The sequence below is a fragment of the Micromonospora sp. NPDC048905 genome (genome assembly GCF_040649655.1).
Taxonomy (GTDB): Bacteria; Actinomycetota; Actinomycetes; order Mycobacteriales; family Micromonosporaceae; genus Micromonospora.
This window is the reverse complement of record NZ_JBEZFV010000005.1, coordinates 137,767-150,358: the sequence shown is the minus strand read 5'-3', so window position 1 is coordinate 150,358 and position 12,592 is coordinate 137,767. Positions and strand designations below refer to the sequence as shown.

General features: G+C 70.0%; 18 protein-coding genes and 1 other RNA gene. 9 read left to right on the top strand and 10 right to left on the bottom strand.

Features of this window, described 5'->3' with window-relative positions; genetic code table 11:
• Positions 1–135: 135 nt before the first annotated feature.
• A complete protein-coding gene (locus AB0C01_RS15245) occupies positions 136–1,056 on the top strand; it encodes an expansin EXLX1 family cellulose-binding protein (RefSeq protein ID WP_357571411.1) in 921 nt (306 codons plus the stop codon).
• A 1-nt stretch (position 1,057) separates the two neighbouring features.
• Here AB0C01_RS15245 and AB0C01_RS15240 read toward each other — a convergent pair whose 3' ends face one another.
• The 5 genes from AB0C01_RS15240 to AB0C01_RS15220 form a co-directional block, all read right to left on the bottom strand.
• Entirely contained in the window at positions 1,058–1,231 is a 174-nt protein-coding gene (locus tag AB0C01_RS15240; RefSeq protein ID WP_357571410.1) for a hypothetical protein, read from the bottom strand.
• Between the two features lie 398 nt (positions 1,232–1,629).
• Positions 1,630–2,037: a MerR family transcriptional regulator gene (locus tag AB0C01_RS15235; protein ID WP_357571409.1), complete on the bottom strand. Its 408-nt coding sequence runs from the start codon at positions 2,035–2,037 to the stop codon at positions 1,630–1,632.
• The gene (locus tag AB0C01_RS15230; protein WP_357571408.1) at positions 2,034–2,390 is read right to left on the bottom strand and encodes a hypothetical protein; all 357 of its coding nucleotides are present in this window, start codon (positions 2,388–2,390) and stop codon (positions 2,034–2,036) included. Before AB0C01_RS15230 ends, AB0C01_RS15235 begins: the two co-directional genes overlap by 4 nt.
• A 56-nt stretch (positions 2,391–2,446) precedes the next feature.
• The gene (locus AB0C01_RS15225) at positions 2,447–2,722 is read right to left on the bottom strand and encodes a hypothetical protein (protein WP_357571407.1); all 276 of its coding nucleotides are present in this window, start codon (positions 2,720–2,722) and stop codon (positions 2,447–2,449) included.
• Positions 2,719–2,994, bottom strand: a complete 276-nt coding sequence (locus AB0C01_RS15220; RefSeq protein ID WP_357571406.1) for a hypothetical protein — start codon at positions 2,992–2,994, stop codon at positions 2,719–2,721. Before AB0C01_RS15220 ends, AB0C01_RS15225 begins: the two co-directional genes overlap by 4 nt.
• A 344-nt stretch (positions 2,995–3,338) precedes the next feature.
• Here AB0C01_RS15220 and AB0C01_RS15215 point away from each other — a divergent pair, with 344 nt between their 5' ends.
• From AB0C01_RS15215 to AB0C01_RS15190, 6 genes are all read left to right on the top strand, one after another.
• On the top strand, positions 3,339–4,145 hold the full coding sequence (locus tag AB0C01_RS15215) for a helix-turn-helix transcriptional regulator (protein ID WP_210927892.1): 807 nt from the start codon (positions 3,339–3,341) through the stop codon (positions 4,143–4,145).
• Positions 4,132–4,323: a DUF397 domain-containing protein gene (locus AB0C01_RS15210; protein ID WP_357571405.1), complete on the top strand. Its 192-nt coding sequence runs from the start codon at positions 4,132–4,134 to the stop codon at positions 4,321–4,323. The genes AB0C01_RS15215 and AB0C01_RS15210 overlap by 14 nt, the downstream gene beginning before the upstream one ends.
• 40 nt (positions 4,324–4,363) lie before the next feature.
• Positions 4,364–4,699, top strand: a complete 336-nt coding sequence (locus AB0C01_RS15205) for a glyoxalase superfamily protein (RefSeq protein WP_357571404.1) — start codon at positions 4,364–4,366, stop codon at positions 4,697–4,699.
• A gap of 43 nt (positions 4,700–4,742) precedes the next feature.
• Positions 4,743–5,237: a nuclear transport factor 2 family protein gene (locus tag AB0C01_RS15200; RefSeq protein ID WP_357571403.1), complete on the top strand. Its 495-nt coding sequence runs from the start codon at positions 4,743–4,745 to the stop codon at positions 5,235–5,237.
• Between the two features lie 8 nt (positions 5,238–5,245).
• Entirely contained in the window at positions 5,246–5,920 is a 675-nt protein-coding gene (locus tag AB0C01_RS15195; protein WP_357244948.1) for a PhzF family phenazine biosynthesis protein, read from the top strand.
• A gap of 66 nt (positions 5,921–5,986) precedes the next feature.
• Positions 5,987–6,421 carry a hypothetical protein gene (locus AB0C01_RS15190; RefSeq protein WP_357244946.1) on the top strand — a complete coding sequence of 145 codons (435 nt, stop codon included), beginning with the start codon at positions 5,987–5,989 and terminating at the stop codon, positions 6,419–6,421.
• 17 nt (positions 6,422–6,438) lie between these two features.
• Here the strand turns inward: AB0C01_RS15190 and AB0C01_RS15185 are convergent, their stop codons facing one another.
• The 4 genes from AB0C01_RS15185 to rnpB all read right to left on the bottom strand — a co-directional run bounded on the left by AB0C01_RS15185 (position 6,439) and on the right by rnpB (position 9,839).
• Positions 6,439–7,395 (bottom strand): threonine/serine dehydratase, encoded by a 957-nt coding sequence (locus AB0C01_RS15185; RefSeq protein WP_357571402.1) that lies wholly within the window; start codon positions 7,393–7,395, stop codon positions 6,439–6,441.
• Positions 7,396–7,463: 68 nt separating this feature from the next.
• Entirely contained in the window at positions 7,464–7,997 is a 534-nt protein-coding gene (locus AB0C01_RS15180) for a hypothetical protein (protein WP_357244942.1), read from the bottom strand.
• A gap of 387 nt (positions 7,998–8,384) precedes the next feature.
• The gene (locus AB0C01_RS15175) at positions 8,385–9,080 is read right to left on the bottom strand and encodes a hypothetical protein (RefSeq protein WP_357571401.1); all 696 of its coding nucleotides are present in this window, start codon (positions 9,078–9,080) and stop codon (positions 8,385–8,387) included.
• Positions 9,081–9,423: 343 nt separating this feature from the next.
• An RNA gene (gene rnpB / locus AB0C01_RS15170) (RNase P RNA component class A) lies at positions 9,424–9,839 on the bottom strand.
• Between the two features lie 130 nt (positions 9,840–9,969).
• Between rnpB and AB0C01_RS15165 the strand changes: the two genes are divergently transcribed.
• Positions 9,970–10,731, top strand: a complete 762-nt coding sequence (locus tag AB0C01_RS15165) for a sulfite exporter TauE/SafE family protein (RefSeq protein WP_357571400.1) — start codon at positions 9,970–9,972, stop codon at positions 10,729–10,731.
• 29 nt (positions 10,732–10,760) lie between these two features.
• On the opposite strand, the gene AB0C01_RS15160 is transcribed toward AB0C01_RS15165, so the two are convergent.
• On the bottom strand, positions 10,761–11,993 hold the full coding sequence (locus AB0C01_RS15160) for an MFS transporter (RefSeq protein ID WP_357244936.1): 1,233 nt from the start codon (positions 11,991–11,993) through the stop codon (positions 10,761–10,763).
• Between the two features lie 54 nt (positions 11,994–12,047).
• On the opposite strand from AB0C01_RS15160, the gene AB0C01_RS15155 reads away from it, so the two are divergent.
• Positions 12,048–12,506 carry a MarR family transcriptional regulator gene (locus AB0C01_RS15155; RefSeq protein WP_357571399.1) on the top strand — a complete coding sequence of 153 codons (459 nt, stop codon included), beginning with the start codon at positions 12,048–12,050 and terminating at the stop codon, positions 12,504–12,506.
• The last annotated feature ends 86 nt before the right edge of the window (positions 12,507–12,592 follow it).

The window sequence follows — 12,592 nt, the reverse complement described above, 5'->3', positions numbered from 1 at the left end:
CCGCCTTCCGTGAAGCCGAGTGGACCGAGCCGCCCCCGCCGCCCCTGAGCGGATTGCGACCCCGCCGGCGCGACGAGTGACGGTTCGCCCGACGACTTTGCGCTGCCCCGCCATGCTGCGGCAACATCAGGCGCCGTGACGGCACCAGACGCGGCTCCCGAGAACGACACCCCGGTCGGCACCAACGACACACCCCGGCGAACTCGGCGGGTCAGACACCTGTTGGCCGGTGCCGGTGTCACCGCTCTGGCCGCCGTACTCGGCATCACCCTCGCCGTCCGCGGCGGCGCCACCCCGGCCTGCGCCGCCCCACCGACGGGAAACACTGTCCACAAGGCGAAGGCCAGCTTCTACGACGCCGGCCGTTCGGGCGGCAACTGCTCCTTCCCGGGTCCACCGGCAGACCGGCTCTACGTGGCCCTCGGCTCGTCGGCGTACTCGGGGTCCGCGGCCTGCGGCAGCTACCTGGACGTGACCGGTCCGAAGGGCAGCGTCCGGGTCATGGTCATGGACCAGTGCGGCGGGTGCGGTACCGGCAAGATCGACCTCTCCGACGAGGCGTTCGCCAAGATCGCCGATCGGGCGCAGGGCATCGCGCAGGTGACGTACCGGGCGGTGGTGAACCCTCCGCTCGACGGCGGCCTCACCTTCCGGATGAAGGGTGGCGCCTCGCGGTACTGGTTCGCGGTGCAGGTCGGCAACCACGGCAACCCGCTCCGGTCGGTGGAGGCGAAGGGACCCGGCGGCGGCTTCCGCAAGGCGGCCCGCCAGAGTGACAACTACTGGACCGTCGAGGGCGGCCTCGGCCCCGGGCCGTACAGCATCAGGGTCACCGACGTGTACGGGCGCCAGGCGACCGCCACCGCCATCCGGATGGTCACGAAGCAGGTCCAACGCAGTACGGCCGCCCTCGCCGCCCCCACGCCCAGCAGTTCGCCCTCGGCCCCGCCGTCCCCCAGCATCGCGCCCTCGCCGACCCCGTCCGAATCGGTCGCGCCAACGGCGACCGTCGAAGCGCTCGCCGGTGCCGCCCCGCTCAACGCCCCCCGCTGCTGACTCACCCGCCCTTACCTGCCTGGGTCCGGGCGCGGTTGAGGATGGTCCGCGCGAGCGCGGCGAGCTGGGTCCGCAGCTCGTCGTCGGCCCGTCCGTGGAGGTCGTCCTCAAGACGACTGGCCAGCGCGCTGACGGCCGGAAGCAGGTCGTCCAGTTGGCTGCCCTCGTATCCCACGTCCCCACCTCGGCGGTGATGCTCCCGTCGAGGATCCGCTCGGCGGTGTCGGCCGCGATCAGTGCCACCGCGGTTGGCAGGTCTGGCTCCCCGAGCCCCAGTTCGGCGAGGACCGCCGCCAGGCGCCGGTTCGCGTCATGCACCGGCAGTGTCCGGGCTGACTCCGACGCGAGCGCCACCACGGCCTCGCCGTCGACGCCGGCCACCAGCAGGTCGCAGGCCAGCATCACCGCGTGGTGCGGGTCGGCGTTGTCGAGCAGCGCTCGGGCCTGCTCGACCCGGAGCCGGCGAAGGAGTGTGTCGTCCACGAGCCGAGGCTAGGCGACCTCGCACAATCGGCTCGGACAGTCGTTGGTCAGTGTGAGCACGGCTTCCCGCCCCGGAGTTGATCCATCCGATCACCGGAGGGGCAGGGGGCAGCAGGCGCTGTCGGCGCAGGCGACCAGGTCGTCACAACCGGCCGAGATGGCGTCCCGCAGGGTGTCGCGGATGACCGTCAGGTCCGCCAGCCGCTGCTCGACCTCGATGAGCTTCTCCCTGGCCCGCGCCTGGAGGCCGGTGTCGGACCGGCCCCGGTGCCGGCCGGCGTCGAGCAGGTCGGCAACCTCCTTGAGGGTGAATCCCAGGCGTTGCGCGGCCTTGATGACCCGCAGCAGGGTGACCGTCTCGGGCGGGTAGAGCCGGTGCCCGCCCGGCGACCGCTGCGGCGAGTCGAGCAGACCTCGGCGCTCGTAGTAGCGCAGCGTCTGCTGGTTGACTCCTGCCGCATCGGCCAGTTGACCGCTGCGCAGGCCCGACCCGGTCACCTCTGATCCCGCAGGGACACGGCCCGTTCGGCGAGGGCGTCGAGCACGTCGACGTGGGCCGCCGGCACCCGGACGTCCAGCGAGAGCGAGTCGGGGTCCGGCCGGGAGAGGTCGAACGTGAAGAACGAGCAGCAGGACGACTCCCGGGCCGTCAGGTCCCGCGCCATCTCCTCGGCCCGCGCACCACCATCCAGCCGCAACCGCAGGTGCCGCGCCGACAGCCGGTCGAGGCCCCGCACCGCAGCGGCGCAGAACTGATCGAACTCGGCGAGCCGCAGCGGCCGTTCCGCCGTCGGGAGGGTGCACGCCTCCGGCACCCGGGCGTCGTCAGTCGTGACGTGGCGATCACTCATACCGTCGACGGTAAGCCTGTACCCAGGTATCAGATGCAAGCCCGACGCACGGGACCTCAGGCTCGACCGGGCCGGCGAGGCCGTCGGGCCAGGGACAACCACCCGAGGAACCGGGCGTGCATGGCCGGCAGGTTCGGACGCAGACCCAGACCATGTACGTCGTCGATCGCCTCGTGCATCGACGCGGCCAGGTAGAACGCCAGGGCGATCGAATGACCGTAGAACTCGGCCGCGAGATCCAGTTGAGCCCGGCCACACGGCCAGGGCGCGGCGCAGTTTCGGCACAGCCACGCCGGGCGCATCGGCAGGTGTGGGCGAGGGCGGGCGGTCATCCGACCCGCACCGAACCCCGGCGGACGGGCCGGCGCCTGGCGGGTTTGGTCGGTGCCGCGGGCTGGGCCTGGAGCCGTACGCCCGCACGCAGCACGTACAACTCTCGCCGCGCCACCGCGTCACCGGCGGCGTTCAGCTCGTACCCCTCAATCCACACCCAACCGTCGTACGTGTGCCGCTCGGGCAGCTCACGGATCACGCGCACGAAGATCGGGCGCAGGAACTGCACGCTCGCCGCCGTGGTCAGGAGGACCACATCGCCGGCCCTCATCGACCCGATCACCACGACCCCCTGGGGTACGCCACAGCGCGGCTCACGCCGTCTGGTGCATCCGGGTTCGGGGGCTTGCGCTTCTCGGGCATGTTGTCGGACACGGTCTCCCCCTGGTGTCGTTGGGAAGGGGCCGCTCCCGTGAGTGCTCGCCCACCGGGAGCGGCCCCGCTACGAACGCGACCGCCAGACCTCTTCGTCCTTACGGCCGCGCCGCCTGGTGACACTCTGCTGTGGAGACGACTACGCTCGACAGGTGCGCCCGGCGTCTGGGCTGACCTGGCAGAACACGCCCGACCGGTGGGGAATCTCAGGAAGCGGATCTCCGATCTGAGGAGCGTTGCATGGCTGATGTGCCAAGTCCCCTCGCGGACTTCATCGTGAGTGAGATCCGCCGCGCCCGTGGAGCGTCCGGAATGACGCAGGAGGCGTTCGGCCGGGCAGCGGGCTTCAGCGCATCGCATGTCAGCGCCGTGGAGAGCGGCACCCGGGCGCTGACGATCGACTTCATCCGGGGAGCGGACCGCGCCTTCAGTAACGGCGGGCTGTTCGGACGACTGGTGGTGAAACTCGGCGCACCGTCGTGGTTCCTGCCATGGCTGGACGCCGAGCGCGGCGCGCGACAACTTCGCCTCTTCGAGCCACTACTGATCCCGGGGCTACTCCAGACCGAGAACTACGCCCGCGTGGTGATGCGCCTGAACGACCTCATGTCAGCCACTGAGGTGGACCAGCAGGTAAGCGCTCGCATGAGCCGACACAAGATCCTGACCGGTGACACGCCGCCGCAGGTGGTAGCCGTGCTGGATGAATCCACGCTCCGTCGCGCCGGCGACGAGCACGCCGGCATCATGGCGGAGCAGGTCGCGCACCTCATCACCGTCGCTGAGTTGCCGCACGTCCACGTGCACGTGATCCCGGCGGGAGCCGGCCTCCACATCGGGTTGTCCGGACCGTTCGCGCTGGCGCGGGCCAGCGACGGAACATGGGTCGGGCACCTCGAAAATCAGCTGGGCGGGATCGTGGTCGACAGCGAAGATGGGCTACATACTCTTCAGACGAGGTGGGAGAACGTACGGAACGAAGCGCTCCCGCGCCGACAGTCCAACGAGCTGATGAAGGAAGTGCACAGCGATCATGGACCTCACTAACGCCACCTGGCGCAAGTCCCGGCGCAGCGGATCGTCCGGGGGCAACTGCGTCGAAATCGCCGACAACCTGCCCGGCGTCATCGGCGTTCGGGACAGCAAGGACCCTGCCGGCCCGGCACTGACCTTCGCCCCGGCGGCTTGGCGGGCGTTCGTCGCTCAGGTCGCCGAGCGGCGGTAACCGGAGCCCTCTCGTCGCACCTCGGTGCCAGACTGCCTGGATGACCGAACGCCTTGCGCCTGTCCTCCGCACCACGGACGCCAACGCCGCCGCGATGTGGTACTCCCGCCTTGGTTTCGTGCAGCAGTGGGAGCACCGGTTCGCCCCTGACCTACCGCTCTACGTGAGCATCGCCCGCGGCGGTGTGGAGATCCATCTGTCGGAGCACACCGGGGATGCGCGGCCAGACACCCTGTTGTACCTGTACGTCGACGACATCGATGCTGCGGCGGCTGCCTGCGGCGTGGGAGCCGTCGGGCAGAAGGACTGGGGACGTGAGTTCGAGGTGGTCGACCCGGACGGCAACCGGCTCCGCATCGGGGCACTGCACCGATGAGCCTCCCGCCGTCATCGACGGCGCCCACTCGGAAGGAGTATCGGTGAATCAGCCGTACCATGCAGTCGCCGCATGGCGTGCCGCGGGCGAGGCAGGTGACGCCGCGGCGGCGGTCGCCGCTCTCAGCCCGGACGTCACACTGGTCTCGCCGATCACCGAGCAGTTCGCCTTCCACGGTCGCCAACAGGTACGCGACCTGCTTGAGGTGGCCCTGGCCACGATCGAGGGCATCACCTACACCGATCAGGTCGCCGAGGGTCGTACCGTGGCGCTGTTCTACGAAGCCCGGATCGGCGACCGGCGCCTGTACGAAGCGCAGCGCCTCCGCCTGGCCGCCGACGGCCTGATCAGCGAGATCACGCTCTTCATCCGCCCTCTGCCGGCGCTGACCCGGCTGATGACCAGGCTCGGCCCCGAACTGGCCCGGCGCAACAACCAACCCGGTCTTGCCCGGCTCATCCCGCTCGCCGCCGGCATGTTGCACTCGATGGCCGACACCGGGGAACGGCGCATCATGCCGCGCGCCGCGCCTCGATAGCATCGCTTGTGCCTGCTCTCCACGTACTCCGGGTGTTCTGCGGTCCCGGCGGTCGGTACGGGAACCCGCTCGGCGTTGTTCTCGACGGCCCTGCCGTGGCTCCTGGGCAGGACCGTCAAACCGTGGCCGCGCGGTTGGGTTTCAGCGAGACCGTCTTCGTCGATGACGCCGGGAGCGGGGTCGTCGACATCCACACGCCGAGCGTGCGGCTGCCGTTTGCCGGGCATCCCCTGGTGGGCACGTCCTGGTTGCTGAGTCGGCTCCACGCCGGCCCGGCAGTCCTGCACCCGCCGGCGGGTCCGGTGCCAACCTGGCAGGACGGCGAGTTCACCTGGATCAGGGGTCGCGCGCAGTGGGCGCCCGACAGGCTCATGCAGCAGTACGCCTCGGCCGAGGTGGTCGACGGGCTGCCGGCTCCGCCGCCCGGTGAGGGATGGCTGTACGCGTGGGCGTGGCAGGACCGCACCGCCGGTCGGGTACGTACCAGGGGATTTCCCCGCCGGGGCGACGGCATCATCGAAGATGAGGCCACCGGGGCGTCCGCGATCGTGCTCACCGCCGAACTGCGCCGCGCGTTGGACATCAGGCAGGGCAAGGGATCGCAGATCCTGACCCGACCTGGCCCGGACGACACCGTCGAGGTGGGCGGCCGAGTCGTCCTCGAGGAAATCCGCTCCCTCTGAATGAGATTCCGGAGCGAGGAGCAGTGGGGTACGAGTAGCAGGATCCCCAGCGGGTAGGGGAATGTCGTGAATAGCAAGGATTCGACCGACGAACAGCACTCCCGCCCAGCAGGGCTGGACGACACCACAGTCGAAGCGCTGGGCGAACTCAGCAAGGCGATGGAGACGATCCATCGGGTACGCGGCCACCTGTATTCGGCGCACCAGCTCGTGGGCGGGGCCGACCTCACCCTCGATCGGGTGGTGAAGCTGCTGCGCGACGCGGGTCACGACGACGTCGCCAACCGCGTGGAGAAAGAGCTACTGGGCCGGAACCTCCTGCCCGGCCGCTGGACCTTCCAGATCGTGGAGGAGTTCGACGACGGCTACTACGCCACGTTCCAGGAGATCGAGCGGGATGCGCGGGAGAAGCTGGCCGGCGGACGGCGGCACATCTACGAAGCGGAGATGAAGGAGCGACGGCGTAGCCACGGGATGCCGGGGCACGAAGCCACGCCGTAGGGATCACCCGAGGGCGCTCAGGCCCCCAGGCGTGCCGTCCACGACGCCACGTCGGCGACCGTGGAGTTGCCGCCACAGAGCACGAGGCCCAACCGGGCATCGTCACCCACCCGCTCCCGTACCCGGCGGGCGGCCGGCAGCAGGCATCCGGCAGCCGGCTCGGCCCAGACCTTCGCATGCTCGGCCAACTCCACCGTCCCCCGCACCGCCTCGGCGTCGGAGACCACGAGCACGTCGCTGACCAGGGCAGTCACGTGGTCGTAGGTGAGCTGCGAGACGGTCGGCGCGCTGAGCGTGGTGACGATCGACGACAGCGGCACCTCGACCGGCCCACCCTTGGCCAGGGCCTGCGACATCGCCTGCGCGCCCTCGGTCTCCACACCCCAGATCCGTACCCCCGGCCGGCGTGCCCGCAGCGCCGCGGCCACCCCGGAGATCAGTGCCCCGCCGCCGACGCTGACCAGCACGTCGGTCAGCTCACCGGCGTCGTCGGCGAGCTCCAGTCCGACCGTGCCCTGCCCGGCGAGCACCACCGGGTCGTCGAACGGGTGCAGCAGGGTCAGGCCGTCCTCCCGCAGCCGGGACATGAGCGCGAACGCGGCGGCCATGCCGTCGGTCAGATGGACGTCGGCACCGGCCGCGCGGGCTACCTCGACGGCACGCGCCGGCGCTGTCCGGGGCATCACCACGGTCGCCGCCACGCCCAGGGCGCCGGCCATCACCGCGACCGCGATGCCGTGGTTGCCGCCACTGACCGCCAGCACGCCCGCCGCCCGCTCGGCGTCGTCCAGGACGAGCAGCTTCGCCGCCGCGCCACGCGCCTTGAACGACCCGGTACGTTGCAGCAGCTCCAGCTTGGCGGTGACGGGCACGCCGAGGAGCTCAGACAGGCCGGGGCTGGGCACGGTGGGCGTGTGGACCACCTGGCCGGCGATCCGGTCGGCAGCCGCCTCGATGTCCGCGAGCTCGATCATCACCGAAGCGTGCCACAGCGGCGGCACGGGCCTGCCCGCGGCTCAGGAGCAATCGACGTGAAGCCCCATCAGCGGTACCGGGTCAACTGCTCCGACCGAAGGTCGACGCCTGTTTGGGTGTACGCCTCGAAAACGTCCCCGAGCCGCAGCGCGGGGAGGTCTTCCAGCTGGTATTCGGAGATCAACGAGAAGATGACCTTGCCCTCCGGTATCCAATACATTTCGAGGGAAGCCAGATGCACACGGCGGACGTGATAGATCTCCACGCCCGCGCTGACGAGCCGGTCGGCCACCTCCTCGAACGGCACCCGGGGCGGGAAGCTCCCGTACCGGCTGCCGATCACCTCGGGGACCATGTCGTCGAACCGATGCAACTTCTCCGGCTTGACGTTGACGCAATCACAGATCCACTCGCCCGACCCGTCATGGAAGTTGGCGTCGACGATCCCGAACTGCCGCACCAGGTGGCGCTCGTTCCACGACCCCTCATCGAAATCGGACCCCAGTACGCCCGGCCAGTCGTCCGGACGGGAGCCGAGACCGACGCCGAGGACCATGCCGCTGACCGCGAAGTCAGCGAAGAAATCCAGATACGAGGACATCCGCCTAGTCCACACCCCCGCTCCCGGGGCACGCCACCATAAAACCTGGCGGCCTGGATTAGGGCGGCTGAACTGGTAGGTGACGGACGAGTCGCGTCTGGAGAAATCAGGGAGCCTCGACGATGCAACCGCTTGGAGACAAGCCGGCCGGATCGCACTGCCACTATCGGGCCGCCGTCGGGCCTAAGAGGTCCGGGGACACGAGGAAGACGGCCGTTCCGTCCTCGGCCGTTACGCTGTCAGGCTCGGTCGAGACCAGGACCAGCGGCCCCGACGAGGCATAGGACTCATCCCGGAACGCCTTGACGACGCACCGCACCGCAGCCGGCCTCGGCAACGCGGACTCGGGATCGAGGTCGGCCCGTCTTCTCGTCGTATTCCTCGGGTCTAGCTGCCGAAGGCCTCGGCCAGCAGGGCAAGGCGGTCAGCCGGCGCTCCCAGGTGACGAGGGCCGTGGTGGCCGAGGCAGACGGGCAGCCCCTTCTGCTCTGTCCAATCGCTGTCGCCCCAGAATCGATTGCTTCCGGCCAGCAGCTCCCCGGCAACCTCGTTCTGTCGCCGTTGAGCGCCTACAGCGGTGACGGCCGCCGCTACCATCTGTTTGGCTCCGCGCGGGATGGCAGCATCGCCCACAGCAGGAAGGAGCAGGAGGAGACGTTCCGCCTGACTGTGCTTCGGGTCCGGTTGACTCGCTGTCCTGACCAGCTCGGGCCAGGAGAGTGCCGGCCCGTGGAAACCGCCCTCCAGCGACGCGGCGGTGATCACGTCGTCGGATCCCGCTTGCTGAAGCAGGTAGTCCCATCCCGAATCGTCCTCGTAGTTGCGGAAGAGGATGTGCATGCGGTGGCCTTGGGCGAGGTTCAGAGAGATGACGGGCCAGATGCCGTGCTGGTGCATCTCCTCCGCGTAGACCTCGACATCTGCCGGATCGAGGTCGAAGGCCACCGCAGCCGTGTAGGAGCCGCCCACGGAGAGCAGGAACGCCGGCCAGAACAAGGGGTCAGTAAGCCACGGCGTCGCGTCGACAAGCACGGATGCATCAACCGGTGGGCGGAAGCGGTTGAGATAGCCGAGGAGGGGCATCTGCCGATCCTCGCAGAGGCGTAGCCACTCGCGCTGGTGCGGGCTGACTGAGCTTGGCTGGTGACGCCGGTACGTTGGTGCGTGCCCCTACGTGCCCGTCGCGCCGGGAAGCCACGGGGAACGGCGGTCAACCACGGGCACCGTGACCAGGAGCGCGGTCCGTTGACTTCGGCCCGGACCGGCACCCCAGCGAGTTCCCAAGCTGACGGTGCTGCCCCAAGATCAGGGCGCGCTCAGTGCGTCAGGGCGTCAAACGTCGCCCAATGTTGACCGTCAACGCCAACCAGCGTCAGAACATGCGACCAGGTCAGGGCCTTGATCACGGCTCTGAGCTGGTGGGCGACGGACGAGTCGACCTGTACGCCGGATTCTGTGCGCGGCGCGTACCCCGAAAGGTTTGCGCCGGCGGCGGCCATCCATCTCGGCCTGCCGTTGCCGGCAGGCTCCAGCGGCCTACCCGCAGACATCGGGCGGGCAGCCCTCAAGCGTCTGCGCCGGGTCGTCATCTTGCGGTGACGGCCCTTGCTTGGCCTTGCTCCGGGTGGGGTTTACCGAGCCACCCCGGTCACCCGGGGTGCTGGTGGGCTCTTACCCCACCGTTTCACCCTTACCGTCCCCGATGGGGTCGGCGGTCTGTTTTCTGTGGCACTGTCCCGCGGGTCGCCCCGGGTTGCCGTTAACAACCACCCTGCCCTGTGGAGTCCGGACGTTCCTCGGCGGCGGGCCGAAGCCCGCCGACGCGACCGCCCGGTCGACTCGTCCGTCGCGCTCTCATCCTAACGACGGACGCACTGCCGGTATTGCCGCCCCGCCTGCACAAGATCGCGCTGCTCAAGGGCGGCGGTCCGGCGGGCCCTCCCGGTCGGGCAGCGGCTAGCCTCGTGGGGCTATGGATCTCTCCCACGCCGCGCTGCTGCTCGCTGCCGGACTCGCCGCTGGCACGGTCAACGCGGTGGCCGGCGGTGGCTCACTGATCACGTTTCCGGCGATGATCGCGGTCGGGTTGCCCCCGGTCGCGGCGAATGTCAGCAACTCCATCGCGGTGTTCCCCGGTTACCTGGCCAGCGTGGCCGGCAGCCGGATGGACCTGCCGCGCCCCCGCGCCCTGGCCACGCTGCTGCCCACCACGATCGTCGGCACGATTCTCGGCGCGCTGCTGCTGCTGGCCACCCCGGCCCGCGCGTTCGAGCTGGTCGTACCCTTCTTGGTCCTCGGCGCGACCGCGGTCCTGGCCTTCCAGGACCCGCTGCGCCGGCTGGTCGGTCACCCCCGGGATCTGTCCCCGCGCCAGCGGACGGTCACGGTGCAGACGATGGTCGCGCTGGGTGCGGTGTACGGCGGGTACTTCGGGGCGGCCCTCGGGGTGATGCTGGTCGCCGGGTTGGCCCTGGTGCTGGATGCGACCCTGGCGCGGGTCAGCGCGATCAAGAATCTGCTCTCCGCGCTTGTCGGGTTGACCACGCTCGTGGTGTTCGCCGTGTTCGGCCCGGTGAACTGGACGGCCGTCGCGGTGGTCGCGCCGGCCACGCTGATCGGGGGGTACGCGGGCGCCCGGCTGGTGCGCCGGCTGCCGCCGGTGCTGCTCAAGACGCTGATCGTGGTGTTCGGCACGACGATCGGCCTGTACCTGCTCTGGCGCGCCCTGAGTTGAGCCTCCCGCAGGGCGCGGCGGGTGCCCGCTCAGTACGCCTCGCCCACCGGTTCCTCGGCGGCGTTCTCGGTGCTCGCGGCGGCGCGGTTCCAGCGGGACCAGAGCACCCGTTCGCCGTAGCCGGCGGCCATCAGGTGCGCGAAGGCCAGGTAGACCAGCACGCCGACGGCGAGGACCCCGAAGCCGACCCAGAACGGCAACGACAGCGAGTGTTCGGCGAGCTTGCCGGAGATGATCGGTGCTGGCGCTGCGGCACCCCAGCGGACCAGGTTGAACGCGCCGGTGGCGACGCGCCGGTCGCTGGAGCCGAGGCCGAGAGCCAGGTCGGTGAGGTTGGCGTTGGCCAGGCCCATGCAGAGTCCGGCGAGCACCAGCACCACGAGCGCCTCGGCGGTGCTGCGGGAGGTGGCGAAGAGGACCATGCAGACCAGCAGCCCGGCGATGGCCACGCCGACGGTCTGCACCGCGCCGATGCGGTGGGCCAGCCGGTGGCCGATCACCATGATGCCGGCGGCCAGGCCGAGCCCCCAGCCGGTGAAGGCGAGCCCCAGCGGGATGACGTCCAGGCCGAGGAAGAGCGGCGTGTAGCCGAGCACCACGAAGAACACGAAGTTGTACGCGGCGGTCACCACGCAGAGGGCGATGAACGCCGGCCGGCGGTAGGTGGCGAAGATCTGGCCGACGCGTACCGGGGCCTGCCGGTTGGTGGGCTCGCGCAGTTTGCGGGAGGCCACGCCGAGGGCGAGGACCATGAAGACGCCGCAGACGAAGAACGGCAGCCGCCAGCTGACCTCGCCGAGCAGGCCACCGATCAGCGGTCCGACGGCGAAGCCGAGACCGAGGGCGGTCTCGAAGAGGCCGACCACCCATTCCCGGTCGACGGCCAGGTTGACGAGCACCACCATGGCGGTGGCGAAGAACATCGCGTTACCCAGCCCCCAGACACCGCGCAGCACGGAGAGCTGCACGATGTTGTCGCTGAACGAGGCGAGGATCGCGGCGAGGCCGACCACGGAGACGCCGGTGATGAGCACCGGCTTGAAGCCGAACCGGCCGCTGGCCAGCGTCGCCGGGATCATGCCGAGGGCCATGACCGCGATGTACGCGGTGAACAGCAACTCGACCTGCCAGGCGCTGACGCCGATCGCCTCGCCGATGGCCGGCAGGATCGGGTCGACGACGGCGATGCCGGCGATGGCGAGAAAGGCCACCAGCGTGGTGGCGTAGATGGCACTGCGGTTCGGTTCGGTACGCCGATCCACTCCGACTCCCCAACTAGCTGTATCGTACAGGTACTTATTCTGTATCATACAGCTATGAGCGACGACCACGACGAGACCACCCTCGGCCAGATCGAGACCGAGGTGGCCCTGCTGATGCGCTTCGGCGAGGCCACCCGGCGGGCCACCGGCACCGCCGAGCACCGGGTGCTGGACCGCGCGGCGTACGTCATCCTGCGCCACCTGGCCGACGCCGGCCCACAGAACGTCTCCGCGCTCGCCGACCGCCTCAACCTGGACGGCTCCACCGTGACCCGGCAGGTCTCCGCGCTTCAGCGCGACGGCCTCATCACGCGTACGCCGGACCCGTCCGACGGCCGCGGCACGGTCATCTCCCCCACCCCGGCCGGTCTCCAGCGGATGGCCGTCGTGCAAGCTGCCCGCACCCGGCTCTACGGCGACATGCTGGCCGACTGGACCACCGAGGACCGGGCCACCCTGGCGAGTCTGCTGAGCCGCCTCAACCAGGCCCTGATCAACCGCAACCGCCGCTAGACCGCGCCAACCCCACCCCGCCCCGGCCCACCCCGGCCCACCCCACCCCGGCCCACCCCACCCCGGCCCGTCGATCTTGCAGTTGT